Annotated in this window: 19 protein-coding genes and 1 riboswitch; of the genes, 13 read left to right on the top strand and 6 right to left on the bottom strand. The window is 72.2% G+C overall.

Translation table 11 applies throughout. The features are described 5' to 3' along the window. Positions 1-137: 137 nt before the first annotated feature. Positions 138-314, bottom strand: a riboswitch (cobalamin riboswitch). Between the two features lie 215 nt (positions 315-529). Further along, entirely contained in the window at positions 530-865 is a 336-nt protein-coding gene (locus OG598_RS09555) for a hypothetical protein (protein ID WP_124859681.1), read from the bottom strand. 128 nt (positions 866-993) lie between these two features. On the opposite strand from OG598_RS09555, the gene OG598_RS09550 reads away from it, so the two are divergent. Then, on the top strand, positions 994-1,575 hold the full coding sequence (locus tag OG598_RS09550; protein ID WP_328654078.1) for an RNA polymerase sigma factor: 582 nt from the start codon (positions 994-996) through the stop codon (positions 1,573-1,575). Then, positions 1,568-2,287, top strand: a complete 720-nt coding sequence (locus OG598_RS09545; protein ID WP_328654077.1) for a hypothetical protein — start codon at positions 1,568-1,570, stop codon at positions 2,285-2,287. The genes OG598_RS09550 and OG598_RS09545 overlap by 8 nt, the downstream gene beginning before the upstream one ends. Here the strand turns inward: OG598_RS09545 and OG598_RS09540 are convergent. After that, positions 2,284-3,060 carry a maleylpyruvate isomerase N-terminal domain-containing protein gene (locus OG598_RS09540; protein ID WP_328654076.1) on the bottom strand — a complete coding sequence of 259 codons (777 nt, stop codon included), beginning with the start codon at positions 3,058-3,060 and terminating at the stop codon, positions 2,284-2,286. The two genes, OG598_RS09545 and OG598_RS09540, sit on opposite strands and share 4 nt — an antisense overlap. A gap of 190 nt (positions 3,061-3,250) precedes the next feature. On the opposite strand from OG598_RS09540, the gene OG598_RS09535 reads away from it, so the two are divergent. From OG598_RS09535 to ileS, 3 genes are all read left to right on the top strand, one after another. After that, a complete protein-coding gene (locus OG598_RS09535) occupies positions 3,251-3,736 on the top strand; it encodes a hypothetical protein (protein ID WP_328654075.1) in 486 nt (161 codons plus the stop codon). A gap of 30 nt (positions 3,737-3,766) precedes the next feature. Beyond that, a complete protein-coding gene (locus tag OG598_RS09530) occupies positions 3,767-4,429 on the top strand; it encodes a hypothetical protein (protein ID WP_328654074.1) in 663 nt (220 codons plus the stop codon). A 279-nt stretch (positions 4,430-4,708) separates the two neighbouring features. Then, positions 4,709-7,855: an isoleucine--tRNA ligase gene (gene ileS, locus OG598_RS09525; protein WP_328654073.1), complete on the top strand. Its 3,147-nt coding sequence runs from the start codon at positions 4,709-4,711 to the stop codon at positions 7,853-7,855. 71 nt (positions 7,856-7,926) lie between these two features. On the opposite strand, the gene OG598_RS09520 is transcribed toward ileS, so the two are convergent. After that, positions 7,927-9,189, bottom strand: coding sequence for an MFS transporter (locus OG598_RS09520; RefSeq protein ID WP_328654072.1), 1,263 nt, complete (start codon positions 9,187-9,189; stop codon positions 7,927-7,929). Positions 9,190-9,349: 160 nt separating this feature from the next. Here OG598_RS09520 and OG598_RS09515 point away from each other — a divergent pair, with 160 nt between their 5' ends. Both OG598_RS09515 and OG598_RS09510 read left to right on the top strand, forming a co-directional pair. Then, positions 9,350-10,339, top strand: a complete 990-nt coding sequence (locus OG598_RS09515) for a LacI family DNA-binding transcriptional regulator (protein WP_328654071.1) — start codon at positions 9,350-9,352, stop codon at positions 10,337-10,339. A gap of 91 nt (positions 10,340-10,430) precedes the next feature. Next, a complete protein-coding gene (locus tag OG598_RS09510; RefSeq protein ID WP_328654070.1) occupies positions 10,431-11,138 on the top strand; it encodes an alpha/beta hydrolase in 708 nt (235 codons plus the stop codon). A gap of 33 nt (positions 11,139-11,171) precedes the next feature. Here the strand turns inward: OG598_RS09510 and OG598_RS09505 are convergent, their stop codons facing one another. Continuing rightward, positions 11,172-12,296 carry an FUSC family protein gene (locus tag OG598_RS09505; protein ID WP_328654069.1) on the bottom strand — a complete coding sequence of 375 codons (1,125 nt, stop codon included), beginning with the start codon at positions 12,294-12,296 and terminating at the stop codon, positions 11,172-11,174. Between the two features lie 485 nt (positions 12,297-12,781). Continuing rightward, positions 12,782-13,411 carry a TetR/AcrR family transcriptional regulator gene (locus OG598_RS09500; protein WP_328654068.1) on the bottom strand — a complete coding sequence of 210 codons (630 nt, stop codon included), beginning with the start codon at positions 13,409-13,411 and terminating at the stop codon, positions 12,782-12,784. Positions 13,412-13,479: 68 nt separating this feature from the next. On the opposite strand from OG598_RS09500, the gene OG598_RS09495 reads away from it, so the two are divergent. Then, positions 13,480-14,643 (top strand): FAD-dependent oxidoreductase, encoded by a 1,164-nt coding sequence (locus OG598_RS09495; protein WP_328654067.1) that lies wholly within the window; start codon positions 13,480-13,482, stop codon positions 14,641-14,643. Here the strand turns inward: OG598_RS09495 and OG598_RS09490 are convergent. Continuing rightward, on the bottom strand, positions 14,613-15,077 hold the full coding sequence (locus tag OG598_RS09490; protein ID WP_328654066.1) for an NUDIX hydrolase: 465 nt from the start codon (positions 15,075-15,077) through the stop codon (positions 14,613-14,615). The genes OG598_RS09495 and OG598_RS09490 overlap by 31 nt on opposite strands. Before the next feature lie 170 nt (positions 15,078-15,247). On the opposite strand from OG598_RS09490, the gene OG598_RS09485 reads away from it, so the two are divergent. From OG598_RS09485 to OG598_RS09465, 5 genes are all read left to right on the top strand, one after another. Then, a complete protein-coding gene (locus tag OG598_RS09485) occupies positions 15,248-16,030 on the top strand; it encodes an LppM family (lipo)protein (RefSeq protein WP_328654065.1) in 783 nt (260 codons plus the stop codon). 144 nt (positions 16,031-16,174) lie between these two features. Continuing rightward, on the top strand, positions 16,175-16,510 hold the full coding sequence (locus OG598_RS09480; RefSeq protein ID WP_328654064.1) for a hypothetical protein: 336 nt from the start codon (positions 16,175-16,177) through the stop codon (positions 16,508-16,510). An 11-nt stretch (positions 16,511-16,521) separates the two neighbouring features. Continuing rightward, positions 16,522-17,130 carry a glycine zipper family protein gene (locus OG598_RS09475; RefSeq protein ID WP_328654063.1) on the top strand — a complete coding sequence of 203 codons (609 nt, stop codon included), beginning with the start codon at positions 16,522-16,524 and terminating at the stop codon, positions 17,128-17,130. Continuing rightward, positions 17,127-17,825 carry a carboxypeptidase regulatory-like domain-containing protein gene (locus OG598_RS09470; RefSeq protein WP_328654062.1) on the top strand — a complete coding sequence of 233 codons (699 nt, stop codon included), beginning with the start codon at positions 17,127-17,129 and terminating at the stop codon, positions 17,823-17,825. Before OG598_RS09475 ends, OG598_RS09470 begins: the two co-directional genes overlap by 4 nt. Positions 17,826-17,848: 23 nt before the next feature. After that, positions 17,849-19,111, top strand: coding sequence for a phage tail sheath family protein (locus OG598_RS09465; RefSeq protein ID WP_328654061.1), 1,263 nt, complete (start codon positions 17,849-17,851; stop codon positions 19,109-19,111).

Raw genomic sequence — 19,111 nt, 5'->3', positions numbered from 1 at the left:
CGGTCAGCGCCGGGCGATCAGCTCAGCGGTGCCGGTGGCCGGTGTCCTTGGAACGCACTGCCTGCAGCGCGATACGACGATAATCGTCGATGAATGAGACGCCGTGCGTCATCGGGTCCTCCTCGGGTGTCCACGCCCTGGGGTACGTCCCGACGGCCGAAGTATCCTGGCTTCCGGATCAACGCTCTCCCCCGGCCTTCCAACCGCAGACACACGGCCGTGACTCACGAGGGGGGATCGCTCCCCGGTGACAGTGGCGGGACCGCGTCGGATTCGCACCGACTTCCTTCACTGCCGTCAGGCCGCGAATGCTGCCACACCGCCGCGCCACCGGTCAACGCGGACCCCACCACCACCCGACCACGCTCACCACATTGACCTGCGGAAATATCGGCGCGCGGGTGATGCCTCTCGCCGCAACGGCGGGCTGGGCGAACTGGTTGATCGGCCTCGCGGACTGGGCCCGTGGCCGGGGGGCGGAGCGTTCAGGCGGCCCCTTTGGAGCTGATGTCGTAGACGATTCAGCCGATCAGCGGGCGTGGCGTTCCGGGTGGGCCCGGCTCCAGGTCCGCATCCGCTCCGGGTAGCCGGTGCGCGCCGCCTCGTACAGTGGCACCGCGTGCTTGCGGGCGATGGAACCGGCCGCGCGGGGCGTTCCGGTACGGCGGCGAATCCACTCGCCGTCGTGGGCGATCGCCACCACAGTGGTGTCCGTCGCGGTCGTCTCCGGTTCCAGGTAGAACTCCACCCCGCGCCGAGTGGCCACGAACGCCTCCAGCGCCGCGAGGTCGTCGCGGGTCGCCTCCCGGTCCAGCTTCGTCGGGGTCGCCTCGGCACCCCGTGACCGGCGGTTGAACCAGCTCATGCCCCGCCCCTCTCCTCGACGTCCCTCCAGTGCAGCACCGGTTCCTGGCAATACGCTGCACGCCGGATGGGAGAGAGCTGACCTGCGCCGGGAAATCCCTGTGGAACCCACGGCGGGTGGGCGGTGTCATGAGTGTGATCCGAACGGAGGCTCCCCTGGACGACGAGGCGCTCGTCACCCGCGCTCGGGCAGGTGACCTGGAGGCGTACAACCTCCTGGTCGCCCGGCACACCGCGTCCGCGTACCGGACCGCGGTGCTGCTCGGCGCGGGCTCGGACTCCGAGGACGTCATCCAGGAGGCGTTCGTGAAGGCGTACCGGAAGCTGTCACGTTACCGGGGTGACGCGTCCTTCCGGTCGTGGCTGCTCGCGATCGTCGCGAACGAGACCCGCAACCTGCACCGCTCCCGTGGTCGGCGCGACGGGCTCGTCCTGCGGGCGGCGGCAGCGGACCCGACGTCCGAGGTCGCCGAGGATGACGCGGTCGGCGCGGTCCTCGCCGGGGAGCGCCGGGCGTCGCTGGTGCAGGCCCTGCGACAACTGCCGGTACGGGACCGCGAGGTGATCGTCTGCCGGTTCTTCCTCGATCTCACCGAGGAGGAGACGGTGGCGGCTCTGGGCTGGCCCCGGGGCACTGTGAAGTCGCGTACGTCCCGGGCGCTGGCGAAGCTTCGCGGCCTGCTCGACCGTGAGGAGGTCCGGCATGGGTGACCTCGAACGCGAACTGCGCGACCTCTCCGCCTGGCTGGACACCCCCGATCCACCCGACGTGACCGCCCGCGTGCGCGTACGACTCGGCACGCCCGCGCCCCGGAGGCGCCGGTGGCGGTCGCTCGCCGCGGTGGCGCTCGTGGCCCTGCTGGTGGCGCTGTTGCCGCCGACGCGGGCCGCGATCGCCGACGTCGTCACGGGGTTGCTGCGCTTCGCCGGGGTCAGCATCGCCACCTCGCCCGCCCCGACGCGGCCCGCCGGCACCGCGTCGCCGTTGCCCGGGCAGCGGGCCGTCGCCCTGGACGAGGCGCAACGGGCGGTGCGGTTCCCGATCCGCCTGCCGGCGATGCTGGGCACACCCGAGCAGGTGCTGGTGGCCGACCCGGACGCCACGGGCCGGTACCGGGTGGCGACGCTGCTCTACGACGGGGGCGCGCTGCGCGTCGACGCGTTCGACGGTCGCCTCGACCTGGCCTTCCACAAGGAGGTCACCCCGCCGGGCGCGAACTGGGTTCAGGTCAACGGCGACTTCGCCGTCTGGGTCGACGGCCCACACGTGTTGTCCTACGTGGACCGGGCGGGCGGGATCCGCAGGGAGACCGCCCGACTGGCCGCCTCGACCCTGATCTGGCAGGACGACGACGTGAGCTACCGGCTCGAGGGCACCCTCACCAAGGCCGAGGCGATCGAGATCGCGCGCTCGTTGGGCTAGTACGCGTTGGGGTCCCAGTCTGCGAGCTGCTCCATCGGCTCGGTGTCGCCGGTGGTCTCCAGGCCGTCGAGCGGGACGCGGTCGTAGAAGTAGAGGACCAGTTCGCTCGCTGCGCCTCGCATCGCCATGTCGCCCGGTTCCGCGCCGGCGGGGAGGTCGTCGCAGCGGACGCCGTCGGCGTTGAGGGTCAGGCGCCAGGAGCGGCCCTCGGTCGTGTGCAGGTCGATGGTCGCCGGCGTGAATGGCCAGGGGACTGTCGTCGCCGCGACGGTCGTCAGGAACTCGTCGACGCCCTCGACCGCGACGTCCGTCGGCAGCGGCTGTGCGGCCCCCTGGGTGAGCTGGGCGTCGTAGGTGTGGACGGCCAGCTCCTGGATCTGGTGCCGGGCCACGGCTCCGCTGGTCTGCGGGGCCTGCGAGCGACCCCACCAGGTCCAACAGCCACGGTCCGGGCCGGCGTCGCGCATCGCGTCGAGCATGAGCTCGGTCGACTCGGCGAGCCAGGCGTCCAGGGCTTCGCGGTCGCGGGGCGCGGTCGGGGCGCCCTTCGGGTCCGTCCTCGCCGGGGGCTCGGCGCCCGGGCCCGCCGCGATGATGGCGGCCTGGCGGCGGCGGCCGTCGCCGAGGTGCTGCGCGAGTTCGTGCAGCGTCCAGTCCGGGCAGGTCGGGACCTGCACGTCAAGGTCGGGGGCGGACGCGATCGCGGCGCGGAACGCGGCCGAGCGGTCTTCGATCAGCCGCAGGACCTCGGGGAAATCCACAATGTTCTGCACCTCGGTTGTGTATCACTGCGCTCCGGCCACCGGATAGCGAATTAGCGCTCCTCTGGCCGCACCGCCGCCAACCCGGTAGACGTTCCCTCTCAGAGCACGAGGAACCCGGCGGGCCTGGGCGGTGTCGGAAAGGTGCGACGAGTGGTCGGCGCGTACCGGAAGGGGCGAGATGGTTTCCTGGGGCAGGTTGGTGCTGGCATCCTCGGTGGTCCTGCTGGCGGGGTGCACGACCACGACGAGCGGCGCGACGCCGACGGCGGGTGCGGCCACCACGGCGAGCACCGCGACCGCCTGCGCTGCGCGGGTCGAGACGGGGTCGCTGCCGGACTGGGCGGACGCCGGGTTCAGCGGGGACGCGCGGGTTCCGCACGTCTTCGGCGCGAAGGGTGACATCGTGGCGGTGCTGTTCGCCCATCCGCTGCGGCAGGTCCGCACGGACGGGTCGAACAACAAGATCCTCTGGGTGGCCCGCGCCGCCACGACCTCCCCCGACCCGACGGCACCGGCAACCCTGGTGATCACCGCGAGGCTGGACGGCACCGACACCCGGGTGATCCGGGAGGTCGCCGGAGGCCCCGGTCCGTCGATCATCGACCTGCCGCAGGCCGGTTGCTGGCGCCTCGACCTGCGCTGGTCCGGGCACACCGACACGATGGACCTGGTCTACGCCCCCTGACAGCACCTCGGGCCGCCTAGGCTGCCGATCATGCCCATGGACGCGCGGACGGCGGCCCGCAACAACGCCGAATGGTGCGACATCGTCTGCCGCAGCCATGGGTTGGCCGGCCGTACCGACGGCGACGCCTGGTCCGTCCCCCACCGTTCGCCGCAGTGGTACCCGGACGCGGTCACAGTGCGGCCGGGCGTCGACGCCGAGGCCGTGCTGGCCCGGATCGACGCGGGGCCCGGCGCGTCGGTGAAGGACAGCTTCGCCGACCTCGACCTGTCCGGGTACGGGTTCCGGGTGCTCTTCGACGCGCAGTGGATCCACCGGCCACCGTCGGCACCACCTGTCGACACGCCGCTGGCCGCGGTCACCACACCCGACGAGCTGGCGTCCTGGGCGGCGGCCCACGGCGGTGGGGAGCTGTTCCGCCCCGCGCTCCTGGCCGACCCCCGCGTACGTGTGCTCGCCCGCCACGACGACAGTGGTGTGATCACCGGCGGCGCGGTGCTCAGCGGCGACGGCCCGTACGGCGTCTCCAACCTGTTCACCCGCAGCGACGACTCCCGGGACATCTGGCGCGCGGTGTGTGCCACGGTGCCCAACGCGCCGCTGGTCGGCTACGAAACCGCAGCGGACCTGACGCCGGCGCTCTCCGCCGGCTTCACCACCACCGGCCCTCTCCGCGTCTGGCTGCACGCCTAGCGCTCCGGCCACGGGCTCCGCGCACGGACAGCTATGCTGGGCGGCATCGGCACCGATCCGGCCATCACCGGGGAGCCTCCGGAAGAACGGGCAGTTCGACCGCCCCAGTAGAACCGGACGTCGCGGCACGTCACGTCGCGAAATGGAGCGGCGCCTGCACCGTCGAGGCGCAAGCGGGGTGGTACCGCGGAGTCCTGGCCATACGCCCGGCGCTTCGTCCCCGCGTGGGCAGTGAGCTGATGCCCGCGTGAGCGGACGTGAAGTGTAGGGAGAACGTCGGTGCCGGACGGTCCGTCGAAGTCGCCATTCGTGCCACTGCCCACCAAGATCGACCTTGGTGGGATGGACCGTGCGGTCATCGAGTGGTGGCAGGCCAACAACGTGTTCAACCGGAGTCTGGAGCAGACGGCCGACGGTCCGCCGTGGGTGTTCTACGAGGGGCCGCCGACCGCCAACGGCACACCGGGCACCCATCACATCGAGGCGAGGGTCTTCAAGGACCTCTTTCCCCGGTACCGGACGATGCGAGGCTTCTCGGTGCCACGCCGCGCCGGGTGGGACTGTCACGGCCTGCCCGTCGAGCTCGCTGTGGAGAAGGAACTGGGGCTCAGCGGCAAACCCGACATCGAGAGGATGGGCGTCGCGGAGTTCAACGCCCTGTGCCGCACCTCGGTGCTGCGGCACGTGGACGAGTTCGTCCAGCTCAGTGAGCGGATGGGTTACTGGATCGACCTGGAGCACCCGTACCAGACCATGTCCCCGGAGTACGTGGACAGCGTCTGGTGGTCGCTGAAGCAGATCCACGACGGCGGGCGTCTGGTGGAGGACTTCCGGGTCGCGCCGTACTGCACCCGCGACGGCACGACCCTGTCCGACCACGAGGTGGCGCAGGGGTACGAGACCGTCACCGACCCCTCCGTGTACGTGCGGTTCCCGTTGCGCGGGGACGTAGCCGGACACAGCGGTGTCGACCTGCTGATCTGGACCACCACCCCGTGGACCCTGGTGTCCAACACCGCCGTCGCCGTACATCCCGCTGTGACGTACGCCCTCGTCCGCACCGGGCAGGGCACGTTCGTCGTCGCCGAACCGCTGGCCCGGCGGGTCCTCGGCGACGAGGCGGAGATCCTGGCGACGGTACCGGGGTCGGCCCTGGAGGGCCTGCGGTACGAGCGGCCGTTCGACCTGGTGGACATCCCGGACGCGCACCGGGTGGTCCTCGCGGAGTACGTCACGACCGAGGACGGCACCGGCCTGGTGCACCAGGCGCCGGCCTTCGGCGCGGACGACCTGGCGGTCTGCCGCGCGTACGGGTTGCCGCTGGTGAACCCGGTCGCCCCGAACGGGCGGTTCAACGACGGCATCGACCTGGTCGGTGGGGTGTTCTTCAAGGACGCCGACGCGTTGCTCATCGACCGGCTCAGGCAGTCTGGTCGGTTGTTCCGGCACGAACCGTTCGAGCACCCCTACCCGCATTGCTGGCGGTGCCACACCCCGCTGATGTACTACGCGCAGCCATCCTGGTACATCCGGACGACCGAGGTCCGCGACGAGCTGACGCGGGAGAACGAGAACACCAACTGGTTCCCGGAGCACATCAAACACGGCCGCTACGGCGACTGGCTGAAGAACAACATCGACTGGGCGGTATCCCGCTCCCGGTACTGGGGTACCCCGCTGCCGCTGTGGCGATGCCCGGACGACCACGTGACAGCCGTTGGTTCCCGTGCGGAGCTCGGGGAGCTGGCCGGCGCCGACCTGTCCGAGCTGGATCCGCACCGCCCGTACGTCGACGAGATCACCTTCGCCTGCCCGGACTGCGGCCAGGTCGCCACCCGGGTCCCCGAGGTGATCGACGCCTGGTACGACTCCGGGGCGATGCCGTTCGCGTCGTTGGGTTACCCCCACGTGCCGGGTAGCAAGGAGATCTTCGAGCGCACCTACCCGGCCCAGTACATCTGCGAGGCGATCGATCAGACGCGGGGGTGGTTCTACACGCTGATGGCGGTGGGCACGCTGGTCTTCGACCGGTCCCCGTACGAGAACGTCGTCTGCCTCGGGCACATCCTGGCCGAGGACGGCCGCAAGATGAGCAAACACCTGGGCAACATTCTGCTGCCGATCCCGTTGATGGACACGCACGGCGCCGACGCGGTGCGCTGGTTCATGGCCTGCTCCGGCTCACCGTGGTCGCCGCGCCGGATCGGGCCCGGCCCACTCGACGAGATCGTCCGCAAGGTGTTGATGACCTACTGGAACACCGCGGCGTTCTTCTCCCTCTACGCGGCGAACTCGACGTGGGCGCCGCATCTGGCGCAGCCGGTCGCCCAGCGACCGGTGTTGGACCGGTGGATCGTCGGCGAGGTCCACGCCCTCGCGGCCGCCGTCGACGAGCGGATGCAGAACTACGACACGGCTCGCGCCGGCCGACTGCTCGCCGACTTCATCGACGACCTGTCGAACTGGTACGTACGGCGGTCGCGGCAGCGTTTCTGGGAGGGCGACCCCGACGCCCTCACCACCCTGTACGAGTGCCTCGACATCCTCACGCGGCTACTGGCGCCGTTCATTCCCTTCGTCACGGAGGAGGTGTGGCAGCAGGTCGTCCGGCGCGGTGCCGAGTCGGCCCCGGAGTCGGTGCACCTGGCGACCTGGCCCACACCCGACACCACACTGATCAGCACGGAGCTGTCGGCCCAGGTGGCCACGGCGCGGGCGTTGGCCGAGGCGGGCCGGTCCGCGCGCAAGGCGAGCAGTCTGCGGATCCGTCAACCGTTGAGCCGGGCGCTCGTGGGGCTGCCGGCCGGCACCGTCCTCCCGCAGGCGTTGCTGGACGACATCGGTGACGAGTTGAACGTCAAGGTCCTCCAGCCGCTCGATGCCCAGAGCGGGGTCATCGACGTGCAGGTCAAAGCGAACTTCCGGACCCTGGGCCGCCGGTTCGGCAACCGCACCCAGCACGTCGCGAAGGCGATTGCCGCCGTGGCCCCTCGGGATCTGGTCGACGGCGTCCGGGCGAACGGGACGTACCCACTGTCGGTCGACGGCGCGCAGGTCGAGGTGGGCCTGGACGACATCCTGATCACGGAGGTGCCGCGCACCGGTTGGGTGGTGGAGTCCCAGCGTGGCGTGACGATCGCGTTGGACACCGAGATCACCCCCGAGCTGGCTGCCGAGGGCGTCGCACGAGACGTCGTCCGCATCATCCAGCAGGCCCGCCGCGACGCCGACTTCGAGGTCTCCGACCGGATCACGGTGTCGATCGCCGCCCCCGCGGATGTCGCGGCGGCGATCTCCACGCATCAGAAGCTCATCGCGCACGAGACCCTCGCGCTCCAACTGACGGTAGTGGACGCGTTGTCGGAGGGGTTCTCCGGCACCGTGGGCGACGGTCAGGAGATCGTCGTGCACGTCGTGCGGGCCTGAGCGGGCGACCGTAACGAGCGCGGGTGCGCGGCGCAGTCGGCCGCGCACCCGCTACCGCTCGGCGGCGAGGGCTAGTTCCTACCTACCGACGGAGCGGTTTCAGCGGAGTGCGGCGGGCGCAGCACCGGCACCAGCAGCAGGGTCGGCAGCAGCAGCAACGGCACCGCCAGCAACGCGCGTAGGGTGCCGACCTCGTCGCCGACCAGCCCCAGCAGCGGCGGGCCACCGAGGAACGCGGTGTAGCCGATCACCGCGACCACGCTCACCCGCACCGCCGCGTGCGCCTCGTCGTCGGCCGCCGCGCTCATCCCGACCGGGAAGCCCAGCGACGCACCCAGACCCCACAGCGCGACGCCGATGACGGCCACCGGTCCGGAGCCCGCCAGTACGGCCAGGCCGGCGCCGACCACGGCGAGGCCGATGGTGCCGCTGAGCACCGGCACCCGGCCCCACCGGTCCAGGGCGATGGTGCCGACGGTGCGGCCGACGGTCATACCCACCACGAAGACCGCGAAGACCGCCGCGCCGGCGGCCTCACTCAGGTCCCGTCCATCGATGAACGCCACGGCCAGCCAGTCGTTGGCGGCACCCTCGGTGAACGCCGCCACCAGCACGAACAGCCCGATCAGCAGGGTGCGCGGCTCCCGCCAGGCGGCGAGTTGCGCCCGGCGACGGGCAGCCGGGGTGGCGTCCGCCGGGTCGCCGGTGTGGTCGCTGCCCACGGGCAGGAACGTCCGGGCGGCGAGCGCGGTGCCGGCCAACACGACCACCGCGACCGCGACGAGATGCGCGCCGACCGACACGTCGAACCGGGCCGCCCCGGCGCCGAGCGCCGCTCCGGCCACCGAACCGAGGCTCCACCCGGCGTGGAACCGGGGCATGATCGTGCGGCCCAGCCGCCGTTCCACCGCCGCGCCCTCGACGTTCATCGCCACGTCGCAGGCGCCGGAGCCGTAGCCGAGGGCGACCAGTCCCAGGGCCACGATGGCGAACGACCCGGTCATCGTGGCCCCCAGCCCCGCCACGGTCAGGCCGACGGCGACCAGCACGGTGGCCATCGTGACGGTGCGGGCCGCACCGAATCGCTGGGCGAGCAGGCCGGAGGTGGGCATGGCCAGCAGCGCGCCGACGCTCATCGCGAGCAGCAGCAACCCGAGTCGGCCGGCGGAGAGGTCCAACGCCTCCCGGACCGCCGGGACGCGAGAGAACCAGCTACCGACGGCCAGCCCGTTGAGGGTGAAGGTGACGGCGACGCCGTTGCGGGCGAGCCGCACCGTCCGCACTGTCGGCGAGGCATTGTCCGGGGTTACGAGTCGACTGGTGGGGGCGCTCACGAGGGTGGGTCCTCTTTCTCGGGGTGATCTCCTGGCACGATCGCACACCTGAGAGCGCTACCACCACAACCGGGAACCGCCCCTTACCGCTGTTGGTCCGGCCGGGGCATGATGTGAGCAGGCGTTGGTCCGACCGGACGGGCCGCCGCAGGAGGCGACGATGACGACAGCGGCACACCGACCGGCCACTCTCGAGGACGTGGCCCGGGTCGCCGGGGTGTCCCGGTCCACGGCGTCGCGGGTGATCGCCGGCACCGGGTTCGCCTCGCCGGCCGCCCGGAAGCAGGTCACGGCAGCCGTCGACCAGCTCGGCTACGTGCCCAACCCGGCTGCCCGGGCGCTGGTCCGCGGCGGTGGCGTACGCCTGGTGGTGGCCGTTCTCGGCACCAGCGCCGCGGTGCTGGACGACCCGTACGTGCACCAGGTGGTCGGCGCGGCCGCCCGGGTGTGCACGCCCGCCGGTGTCGGGGTGGCGCTGTACTGGCTGCCGTTCGGTGACCCCCGCAGCCTCGACCAACTCGACGGGGATCGCAGCGTCTGCGGTGTGATCCTGGTCAACACCACCGAGGAGTTGCTGGCGGCGGTGCCCCGGTCGCTGCGCGGTCGGGTGGTTTCGATCGGCGTCGGCTCGGCGACAGTGCCGTCGTTCGACGTCGACAACGCCGCCGGTTCCGAAGCGGTGCTGCGCCATCTGTACGCCTCGGGTCGCCGCCGGATCGCCATGGTGACCGGCCCCCGGTGGCTGCCCTGCGCGCAACGCCCGGTGCAGACGTACCGCCGACTGATGGCCGAGGCCGGCCTGCCGGAGCGGATACTGCCCGGGGACTTCCGGGCGCCGCGCGGCCGGACGGCGGCCGGCGAGGCGCTGCGCCGCTGGCCGGACATCGACGCGATCTACGCGATCAGCGACGACACCGCGCTCGGGGTGATCGCGGGCCTGCGCGATGCTGGTGCGCAGGTGCCCGGCGACGTCGCGGTGGCTGGCTTCGACGACATTCCGTTGGCCGGGATGACCGCCCCGGCGCTGACCACGGCGAGTCATCCGGTGGGGCGGATCGCCGTCGCCGCGGCCACCGCCCTGCTGGACGGGCGCCCGGCGGCTCCGGTGACCCTCTTCCCGTCCGCCCTGGTGGCGCGGGCCAGCGCCTGAGTCGACGCTCGGTCGAGCACGCCGACGGTTAACCCCGTACGGGCCGGGTAACCGCGTCGGACCTTTCGTCCACCGTGAGGAGCGCCGACCCGTGTCCGACTCCGCGCCGTCGCGCTGGGACCCGGCGCCGAGCCCCCGGGACGGCCGGTTGACCGCCCGCCGCCACCCGCCGGTGGCGCCGGGCCGCACCGGGCTGGTGCCGATGACCGGCCCCGACGGTGACCGGCTGGCCCTGGGGTACGCCCCGGAGCCGGCGGCCGACGGTTCGGCGTACCGGTTGGTGCTGCTCCTGCACGGTGCGGGCGGTTCGGCCCGACAGGGGTTGGACCTGCTGTTGCCGGTCGCGGACGCGCAGCACCTGCTGCTGGTCGCCCCGGACTCGTCGGCGGCCAGTTGGGACCTGATCGCCGGCGGCTTCGGGGCGGACGTCCGGCGCATCGACGGGCTGTTGGCGACCGTCTTCGACACCTACCCGGTGGCCGACCTGACAATCGGTGGCTTCTCCGACGGCGCCTCGTACGCGCTGTCGCTGGGCCTGGCGAACGGGGACCTGGTCGACGCGGTGCTGGCCTTCTCCCCCGGTTTCGCCGCGCCACCGGTCACCCACGGCCGGCCACGGATCTTCATCTCGCACGGCGTCGACGACCGGGTGCTGCCCATCGACGTGTGCAGCCGCCGTCTCGTCCCCCATCTGCACGATCGCGGCTACGACGTGACCTACCAGGAGTTCCCCGGCGGCCACGACATTCCCGCCCCGATCCGCGGTTCCGCCGTCGCCTGGCTCACCGCCCACCCGTGAAGGGCAGGGAACCACAGTTGAGCGGCGCGGACGTCAGACCGGCGGGAGGCCGAGGGCGTCGTCGACGCGGGCGAGGACCGCGGCGTCGTCCTCCGGGTTGACGCCGCGCAGCAGGTCGATGGCGGTGGCTCGGACCTGACCGATGATCATCGCCAGGGGGAGGGTCTGCGTGGGACCGAAGAGCTGCCCGGCGGCGTGCACCGCGGCCAGCGCCGACTCGTCGGCCAGCGTGGCGTGTCGGTCGGCGGTCCCCTCCTGCCCGTTCAGGTCGGCGGCGAGGGCGGCACCGGCCTGACGGACCGCCTCGGCCAGTGACCGCAGGGCGGCGCCCAGTTCGGGCGGGGCCGGGGTGTGCAGCCGGCTGAGGGTCACGCCCGCACGGGCCAGTACCCGGACGTTGCGGACCGCGTAGTCGATCTGCCGGATCGACTCGTCCACCGAGCGCAGCCGACCGATGTGCCGACGTCGACGGACGTTGAGCCGCAGCGCCTCACCGGCGGCCAGCACACCGTCGCGCAGCCCGTCCACCCGGGCGTCCATCCCCCGCGCCTGCCGCAGCGCGGCGACCGCCGCCGGTTCGTCGCGGTCGTCCAGCGCGTCGGCGATCCCGCCGAGCAGCCCGGCCAACTCGTCGAAGGTCCGCCGCACCTCGGCGACCAGCGGCGCGAGGGGATGCCGGGCGTCGACCAGCAGGCTGGCCGCGAGGGCTACCGCGCCGCCGACCAGCGCGTCGACGAAGCGGAACGGCACCAGCGAGCCGTCCGGTGGTGCGACCACCACCAGGTAGAGCGCGGAGACCGCCGCCTGCACCAGCGTCACGCCGGTGGCGCCGAAGGCCACCGCGAGGAGGACGGTGAGCAGGATGACTGTGAACACCGTCCAGGTGCTGCCCGGGCCGAGCGCCTGCACCACCAGGTCGGCGACGAGCACCCCGGCGGCGACCCCGAGGATGACCTCGACGGCCCGTCGGATGCGCTGCCCCCGGGCCTGCCCGAGGACGATCAGCGCGGCGGCCGGCGCGAAGAAGGGCTGCGGGTGCCCGAGCAACCGGGTGGCCAGCAGCCAGGCCACGGTCGCCGCGACGGTCGCTTCCAGCACCGGCCGCCAGCCGTGCCGCAACCGCCCGCCGGCCGTCCGCAGGCCGCTGAACCGCACCATCGCCCAACCTCTCCCACCTACGCCGCCGGCCCGCCGCCCGGCCCGCCGCCCCGGCCCCGGCCCGCCGCCCCGGCCCCAGCTCACCACACGCGCCACCAGCTCCCGCCGGCACGGCGCCGGCACACCGCCGGCACACCGCAGCACGCCGTCCGCTCCCCCTTTGGAGCTGATGCCGTAGACGAATCAGGCGCGATGTCGTAAACGATTCAGCTCCATAGGGCCAGCCCACGACACCATGCCGGCGGCCCACGGCATCCCGGGGCGATCGTCTCCCATCACGCGTCGGACCTGATCACCGGGCTGCCTGGCGACCCGCCCGGGTGCCAGCGCGCAGACGGGCCGCGCCCAGCCAGGCCCGCACATCACCAGGCCCGCACACCGTCGGGCCCGCACACCCTCGGGCCCGTACATCACCAGGCCCGCACACCGTCGGGCCCACACGCAGCCTGGCCTGGCGACCCGCTCGCCAACCGGCGCCGGTCGGGTCAGCTTCCGGTGAGGGCACGCAGCAGCGTACGGACGGCGGCGCTCAGGTCGGCCCGGCTGGCTGCGGTGCCGGGCGGTGGGGCGCTGAGCGCGCCCGCGCCGGCCAGCCGGTCGAAGAGCAGCCCGTCCACGAACGCCACGAACTGGTCGCCCTGCCGGTCGGGGTCGGTGGCCCCGGCCCGGGCCAGCAGGTCCCGGGACTGCACGCGCAGGCCGGTGCCGTGTTGCAGGATGCCGCGCAGCTCGGGCCGGTGCACCGCCTCCAGCAGGCAGGCGTAGCGGGCGAGGCTCCGGCTGCGTCCGGTGCTCAACCAGCGGTCCAGCACCTCGGCGACGCCGGCGGCGAGCGCGTCGAGGTCGCCGCTGTCGAGCCGGGGGGCAGGGGTCGGGGGTGGCGGGCCGGTCGGCAGGTCGTACGCGGCCAGGTCGGCCCGGTCCCGTTCGGCGAGCCGTCCGACGACCGCCTCGATCAGCGCCTGTCGGGTCCGCAGGTACGCGGAGGTGGTGCCCGGCGGCATTCCGGCGCGGCCGTCGACCGCCCGGTGGGTCAGGGCTCGCATGCCACCGTCGGCGATCAGTTCGATGGCCGCGTCGGTCAGCGTCGCGATCCGGTTCGCCCGCGCCGTCATGGCACTCCTTCCTATCCGGTGGTCCGCAGGTAGTATCACTCTTCTACAGGTGTAGAAGGAGGATCGACATGGACGACTCACACGCGGTGGTGGTGGGCGCCGGCATCGGTGGGTTGAGCGCGGCCCTCGCCCTGCACCGGCACGGGTGGCGGGTCACCGTGCTGGAGCGCGCCCCCGAAATGCGCGAGGTCGGTGCCGGCCTGAGCCTGATGTCCAACGCGGTACGCGGGGTGGACGCCCTCGGCCTCGGCCCGGCCCTGCGCCGGGGTGGACACGGCGAGGCACCCGGCGGAATCCGCAACCGCCACGGGCGGTGGTTGTCCCGGATCGACGCCTCGGAGATGATCAGGCAGCTGGGCACCACGGCGCTCGGCGTGCACCGGGCCACGCTGCACCGCACGCTGCGCGAGGCTCTGCCGGCCTCGTCCCTGCACACCTTCGCCACAGTGCAGCACGTCGAGTCCGGCCCGGACCGCGCCGAGGTGCACTATCAGGGCCCGGACGGCACGCACACCCTCAGCGCCGATCTGGTGGTCGGCGCCGACGGCCTGCGCAGCCGGGTCCGCGCCCAGCTCTGGCCGCAACACCCCGGCCCGGTGTACGCGGGATCGACGACGTGGCGGGCGGCCATCGCCTTTCCCGACCCGATCCCGGCCGCCATCACCTGGGGGCCGGGGGCCGAGTTCGGCATGGTGCCGATCGGCGACGGCCAGCTCTACTGGTACGGCGCGCTGAACGCCCCGCCGGGCGGCCACGCCCCCGACGAGCTGGCGGCCGTGCGGGAGCGCTTCGGCGACTGGCACGACCCCATCCCGGCGCTTCTCGCGGCGACCCCACCCGATGTCGTGCTGCGCAACGACATCCACTACCTCGCCGAGCCGCTGCCCTCGTACGTGCGGGGCCGGGTGGCGCTGCTCGGCGACGCCGCCCACCCGATGACACCCAACCTCGGGCAGGGCGCCGGGCAGGCCATCGAGGACGCTGTGGTGCTCGGCGCGGTCTGCGCCGGCGGCGCCGAGGGAGTGCCCGCCGCCCTGGTCGCGTACGACGCGCAGCGTCGACCACGCAGTCAGTCAGTCGCCCGTGCCTCCTACGTCGCAGGGCGGTTCGGACAACAGTTGCACAACCCGATTGCCGTCGCGATGCGGACCATCGCGTTGCGGCTCACCCCGGGCCGGGTGGCGCTGCGCAGCATGGCCCGCTACGCGGACTGGAGACCGCCGGCGGGCTGAGCAGGCCCGGCGATCCGGCCGGTGGCCATTGCGGCGTACTCCGCCGAGGCGAGGAACTCGGTCAACACCTCCACGGTGCCCGGCGTCCACTGACGACCGTTGAGCACCTCGGCACCGGGGACGAAGATCATCGCCGCGCCCTCGCCGAGCACCACGTCCTCCTGCCGGGCCCTGGTGCTGCCGAGGAAGTAGTGCTTCACGCGGGCCAGCTCGGGCAGCGACTGCACGGCGACCGGGTGCAGTGGCCCGTCGGCCCGCAGGCCGGTCTCCTCCAACAACTCCCGCTCGGCGGTCTGCTCCGGCGTCTCCCCCGGCTCGCCGTGGCCACCGGGTAGCCCCCACACGTTCGGGTGGTGCGTCGCGTCGCCGTCGCGCAGTTGCAACAGCAGCCGCCCGTCGGGATCTACCAGCAGGACGCACGCGACAATTCTCATCCGACCAGACTACGGCCGACGAGGAACCGTCGTGGCCCCAAAGCTCCAGAATAGTCAAGCGGGTCGCCGTCGGGGCTAAACAAAGGCGACAGTGCGCCGGTAAAATCGGCGACTTCGTTGTGACCGATCGCTGACTGCTGATGGTGAAAGCGATCACACACACTGAGCCCATGAACAGGAGAGTCAACCGCGGTAGGGCACTCCGCGTCGCGGTGTGCCTCCTTCTTCTCGCCGTGCTGAGCGGCTGCATGCAACTCAACATGGGGTTGACAGTCAACGCCGACGACACCGTCGACGGTCAACTCCTGCTGACGGCCCAGAAGTCCGTGCTCAGCGGCCGGAACAAGAACCTCCCGGTCGCCTTCGCGGAGTTGCGGCAGAACATCCCCGCCCTACCGGCGGGCGAGGAGACCCTTTACCAGGACGACACTTTCTACGGCTCCCAGATCAGTTACCGCAAGGCACCACTGGCCGGTTTCGACACCGAGAGCGTAAAACTGGTCAGGGACGGGGACCTGTACCGCTTCACGCTGCCGCTCGATCCCAAGAAATATGGCGGAAAGGTTGCGGAGCAGAATCCGCAAAACCAACAGGCGTTCCTCAAGCTCATGTCGTTCGAGATCTCGGTGACATTTCCCGGCCGGGTGATCGACAGCAATGGCACCGTCAACGGCCGCTCGGTCAGTTGGAAGGTCGATCCCAACCAGGAGAAGCCAGCCGAGCTGCGGGCCGTGGCCGAGGCGCCACCACGGCCGTCCACCTCGCCGGTTGCCGCCGGCGAGGAGGACGACGGCGGATTCCCCTGGCTGCTCGTCGTCGGCGGTGTCCTCCTCCTGCTGCTGCTCGCCGCGGTGGGCGTACTCCTGGTTCGCCGCCGTCACCCCGCGGCGCCGGCTGCGCCCGGTCCGACCCCGCCGCCGGGCCCGCCCGCCGGCGCCCCGGGGCCCGGCTGATCCATCTGGTGGCCGGCTCAGCCGGCCACGCCCGGCCCCGGCCGCCCCCGAAACGACGGCGACCGGCCCCGGTGCTCCCCGCAGGGGGCACCGGACCTCACCACCACCACATCCCGGTCGCACCATCGCAGAAGGGGGATCGTCATGAACGATCTCTTCACCTGGGCAGCCCTGGGGACCATCGCCGGCGCGAGCGCCGCCACCCTGCTGGCCACCAACGTCATCGGCGGGCTGATCGGCCCGAGCGGCGACAAGCTCCGCAAGTGGATCGCCATCGCCATCGCGCTGCTGCTGTCCTACCTGACAGCGGCGTTCGCCGACGACGCCGGCGGCGAGAAGTGGATCATCGCGTTCTTCAACGCGTTGGTCATCTTCTCCGCCGCGCTCGGCGTCAACCAGTTCCCGCCCGGCAACCGACAGGCGACGCCGACCCAGGTCGCGAGCGGTCGGGAGCCCCGAGTCTTCCGTTCCTGGGTCTGAGGGGTGTCGTCATGGTCTTCGGAATTCTCAGCGCAGCCATCCAGGTCGGCTTCGCCGCCCTGCTCGGCTTCCTCGCCGGTGGCTCGATCGGGCTGCTGATCGGCGCCGTCGTGGGCCTGGTGGTCGGCGCGGTCTTCGGCTGGTCGGTGGCCTCCGCCGGGGTGTACGGCGCGGACGCCCGCGGCATCTTCCTCTTCGTCGTCGACCACACCTGGAGCCTGCTCAACACTGTCGTCGGCGCCATCTACCTGACCGTGCACCTGATCTTCGGGCACTCACTGGACCGGCCCACGTCACTGAACAGCGGCCGGGTCAGCGTGGTGGAGGGGGTCTCGCCCCGCTACGCCACCACCATCGGCACCGTCTGCGCCGGCTCCAGCTCCGGCATCCAACGGCACGAGGACGTGCACATCTTCCAGGGGCGTCTGCTCGGGCCGCTCTACATCCCCCTCGTCCTGGCCAACTACGTCCTGTTCACCATCGCGCCGGTGTGGCTGCTCTACCACGACCACACGAACGCGCCGATCAACCGCTTCACCAGGTACTTCGAGATCGGCGTCTACCCGCACGTGTGGAACGAGGCCATCGCGTACCGGATCCAGGGGACGCCGCCGCGATGACCACCCACGGGCGCGGACCGATCGAGACCGCCACCGCCGAATTGGTCGCCTGGGTGACCAGCGCGGCGGGGGAACCCGTCCCGATCGGCCCGCCCCGCGCGTGCGACGACGCCGACGGGCTCACCCTCTGGCCGATGGAGCTGCGCCCGGCCCGGCAGACCCGCTCCAGCGGCGCGGTCCGCGAACCGTACCGGTTCACTGTCCGTCACCTGCTCTGCGTCACCGGTCCGGCCGGGTTGCCCCGGTTGGACCGGGTGCTCACCGCCGCGACCAGCGACGGCAGTTACCCGGTCGTGCTGGAGGCCGGTGACCCACCGCTGTGGACGGCCTTCGGTACGGCGCCCCGACCGGCGCTGCTGATCGACGTGGCGGCGCAGGTGGACCACCCGACTCCGGCCGCGCCGCCGGTGCTGCAACCGCTGCGGCTGCGGCAACTCGACGTGCGCAGCCTCGGTGGACGGGTGGTCGGCCCCCAGGAGCAGCCACTGGCCGCGATGCGGGTCGAGCTGCCCGCCACCGGGTCCGCCACCCGCACCGACACCGAGGGCCGGTTCCTGATCGTCGGCGTCCCGCACGACCCCGAGCATCCGAGCCCGGTCCGGCTGCGGCTGACCGGACGCGGGCTCGTCCTCACCGCCGACGTCGACCCGGCCGAGGACGACATCGTCATCGTCTGCGCGCCACCGACCCACTAACACCCACAGGCACAGGAGGACCGATGCCCAGTTACTTCTCCCCCGGCATCTATGTCGAGGAGGTCCCCAGCGGCGCCCGACCGATCGGGCCGGCGAGCACCAGCATCGCCGCCTTCGTCGGCGTCGCCCCGGACCGCTCCGCCCACCTGGGCAAGGCGGTGCCGGTCAACAACTGGACGGAGTTCCTGCGGCTCTTCGCCGGTGGGGAGCGGGTGGAGAGCACCCCGCTGGCCCGGGCGGTCTTCGGCTTCCTCGACAACGGGGGCGCCCGCTGTTGGGTGGTCAACGTCGGCGAGGGTGGCGCGATCACCGGCTCCGGGCAGCGGCGTGGCGGTCTGCAACTGCTGGAGGCCGTGGACGAGATCTCCATCATCGCCGCGCCCGGCTTCCACGACGTGGTGTCCCACGAGGCGCTGCTCAGCATGGCCGAGCGCACCCGCACCATGGTGGCGATCTGCGACCCGGCGCCGGACATCGACGACATCTCCGCGTTGACCCGGGTCGCCACGCCGTCCTCCGGCAAACCCCCCAAGCCCGCCGAGGGTACGGGCGGCGGTCCGGCCGGCGGTCCCGGCGGCGGCGCGGCCCAGCCGGGCGGCTCCGGAGGCCACGAGGGGGCCGCCTACCGGCCGCGACAGTCCGAGTTCGGCGCGTTCTACTACCCCTGGATACGGGTGCGCGACCCGATCAGCGGCGAGTTGGAACTCACCCCGCCGAGCGGGCACCTGGCCGGCATCTGGGCCCGCACCGACGCCCTGCGCGGGGTGCACAAGGCACCGGCCAACGAACCGGTGCGCGGCGCCGTCGACCTGGGCTACCTGGTCACCCGACCGGAACACGACGTGCTCAACCCCAAGGGTGTCAACGTGATCCGCTACTTCGCCGGCGAGGGCATCCGCGTCTGGGGCGCCCGTACGCTCGCCGCCGAGGCCAGCGAATGGCGTTACCTCAACGTCCGACGCCTCAGCATCGCCATCGAGCAGGCCATCGCCAACGGCACCCGGTGGATGGTGTTCGAGCCCAACGACTTCACCCTCTGGCGTTCGATCCGGCGCGACATCGGGGCGTTCCTCACCCGGGTGTGGCGGGACGGCGCGTTGCTGGGGCGCAGCCCGGAGGAGGCGTTCTTCGTCAAGTGCGACGAGGAGACCAACCCGCCGGACGTCCGCGACGCGGGCATGGTGATCGCCCACATCGGCATCGCGGTCGTCAAGCCCGCCGAATTCGTGGTGTTCAAGCTGAGCCAGTGGGCCGGCGGCACCGAGACCGAGACGATCGGAGGCTGA

Origin of the sequence: Micromonospora sp. NBC_00330, assembly GCF_036136635.1 — a bacterium.
Classification (GTDB): domain Bacteria; phylum Actinomycetota; class Actinomycetes; order Mycobacteriales; family Micromonosporaceae; genus Micromonospora; species Micromonospora salmantinae.
This window is presented reverse-complemented; position numbering and strand designations above follow the sequence as displayed.

Excerpts from the sequence above, each read along its gene's own strand:
- OG598_RS09505 (WP_328654069.1), bottom strand. The coding sequence starts at position 12,296 with ATGGTGCGGTTCAGCGGCCTGCGGACGGCCGGCGGGCGGTTGCGGCAC.
- OG598_RS09470 (WP_328654062.1), top strand. The coding sequence starts at position 17,127 with ATGACCACCCACGGGCGCGGACCGATCGAGACCGCCACCGCCGAATTG.
- OG598_RS09475 (WP_328654063.1), top strand. The coding sequence starts at position 16,522 with ATGGTCTTCGGAATTCTCAGCGCAGCCATCCAGGTCGGCTTCGCCGCC.
- OG598_RS09545 (WP_328654077.1), top strand. The coding sequence starts at position 1,568 with ATGGGTGACCTCGAACGCGAACTGCGCGACCTCTCCGCCTGGCTGGAC.
- OG598_RS09490 (WP_328654066.1), bottom strand. The coding sequence starts at position 15,077 with ATGAGAATTGTCGCGTGCGTCCTGCTGGTAGATCCCGACGGGCGGCTG.
- OG598_RS09485 (WP_328654065.1), top strand. The coding sequence starts at position 15,248 with ATGAACAGGAGAGTCAACCGCGGTAGGGCACTCCGCGTCGCGGTGTGC.
- OG598_RS09515 (WP_328654071.1), top strand. The coding sequence starts at position 9,350 with ATGACGACAGCGGCACACCGACCGGCCACTCTCGAGGACGTGGCCCGG.
- OG598_RS09550 (WP_328654078.1), top strand. The coding sequence starts at position 994 with ATGAGTGTGATCCGAACGGAGGCTCCCCTGGACGACGAGGCGCTCGTC.
- OG598_RS09495 (WP_328654067.1), top strand. The coding sequence starts at position 13,480 with ATGGACGACTCACACGCGGTGGTGGTGGGCGCCGGCATCGGTGGGTTG.
- OG598_RS09530 (WP_328654074.1), top strand. The coding sequence starts at position 3,767 with ATGCCCATGGACGCGCGGACGGCGGCCCGCAACAACGCCGAATGGTGC.
- OG598_RS09480 (WP_328654064.1), top strand. The coding sequence starts at position 16,175 with ATGAACGATCTCTTCACCTGGGCAGCCCTGGGGACCATCGCCGGCGCG.
- OG598_RS09555 (WP_124859681.1), bottom strand. The coding sequence starts at position 865 with ATGAGCTGGTTCAACCGCCGGTCACGGGGTGCCGAGGCGACCCCGACG.
- OG598_RS09500 (WP_328654068.1), bottom strand. The coding sequence starts at position 13,411 with ATGACGGCGCGGGCGAACCGGATCGCGACGCTGACCGACGCGGCCATC.
- OG598_RS09465 (WP_328654061.1), top strand. The coding sequence starts at position 17,849 with ATGCCCAGTTACTTCTCCCCCGGCATCTATGTCGAGGAGGTCCCCAGC.